Annotated in this window: 1 protein-coding gene; it reads right to left on the bottom strand. The window is 65.5% G+C overall.

What is annotated here, in order from left to right:
* Positions 1-606: recombination-associated protein RdgC (locus tag MY55_RS22330; RefSeq protein WP_157889417.1), on the bottom strand; the 606-nt coding region annotated here is incomplete at both ends.

The raw sequence follows: 606 nt of genomic DNA, 5'->3' as shown, positions 1-606 counted from the left end.
TTCCTCCTGCAGCACGTCCAGGAACTGGATGCGCTTCAGCTGCAGCGAGTCGGTCAGCTGGAAGCGGATCTTGTCGTTCCAGATCAGGCCCAGCATGGAGGCATGCTTGCCGGTGGCGATGTGCTGCCGGATCTCATCGGCAGTCAGGTCGATACGGCTAACCCGCACCTGCGCGCCGTTCTCGCTGCTATCCCGAAGCACCGCGTCAGCGTCCAGTTCGAAGCCATCGGGCGCTTCGCCGATGGCCAGCCAGTCGGTCATAGCCGCATGCGGGGCGATCTTCGTTCGCGGCAGCGCGGCGGGGAATGGCGGCAGCGCCTCGCGCAGCTTGGAGACCAGTGCCTCTGCCTTGCTGGCGGTGGCCGACTCCACCATCAACCACTGCCGGTTGTTGTCGATGTAGGCCAGAGTGCGGCCGCTGCGGACGAAGGCGCGCGGCAGCAGGTCGTCGGTCAGCTGCTCCTTCAGCGCCAGCTTTTCCTTGCGGCCTACCTTGCGCAGCTCCCGAGCCTCTACTTCTGCCACCTTGGCATCGACATAGTCGCGAATCACGGAGGCCGGCAGCACCTTGTCTTCGCGGCGCAGCGCCAGAAGCAGGTTGCCGCG

The organism is Chromobacterium subtsugae (assembly GCF_001676875.1).
Classification (GTDB): Bacteria; Pseudomonadota; Gammaproteobacteria; order Burkholderiales; family Chromobacteriaceae; genus Chromobacterium; species Chromobacterium subtsugae.
Note: the sequence above shows the minus strand (reverse complement) of the source record. Positions and strands in the feature narration are given on the sequence as shown.